The 538-nt window shown below is 72.5% G+C and carries 1 protein-coding gene; it reads right to left on the reverse strand.

Translation table 11 applies throughout. The features are described 5' to 3' along the window. Positions 1-54: 54 nt before the first annotated feature. Positions 55-538 (reverse strand): HAD-IC family P-type ATPase (locus N2041_RS14760; RefSeq protein WP_297679388.1); only part of this gene is annotated, 484 nt, incomplete at its 5' end.

A 538-nucleotide genomic window follows, 5' to 3' on the forward strand; every position in this document is an offset into this window, starting at 1 on the left:
AGGAAGACCAGGACGACGGAGAGCGGCACCAGCAGGTAGAGGATGTCCATCGCGCTACGCCGTCGCGCCCTGCGCCTGCCGTGCACCCTCGCCCGGCGGCGCGCGGAAGGCCCGTAGCCGCAACGCGTTCGCGACGACGGCGAGCGACGAGAGCGACATGCCGATCCCCGCGATCCAGGGCGTGACGTACCCGGCGACGGCGAGCGGCACGGCCACGGCGTTGTACGCCAGCGCCCAGACGAGGTTCTCGCGGATCACCGCGAGCGTGCGCGCGGCGTAGCCCACGGTCGCAGCGAGATCCTCGAGGCTTCCGGTCAGCAGCACCGCGTCGGCCTGGGCCTGCGCGAGGAAGGCGCCCGACGACATGGCGATCGAGACGTCGGCCTGCGCCAGCACGGGCGCGTCGTTGACGCCGTCGCCCACCATCGCCACCTTCTGGTTCCCCTTCTCCGCTCGCCTGAGCTCGCCGATGATGCGGAGCTTGTCCTCCGGCATCAGCTCGGCCCGCACCTCCAGGCCCAGCCCCTCGGCGACGGCC

It is taken from the genome of Tepidiforma sp., from assembly GCF_026419595.1.
In the GTDB taxonomy this organism is placed as follows: Bacteria; Chloroflexota; Dehalococcoidia; order Tepidiformales; family Tepidiformaceae; genus Tepidiforma.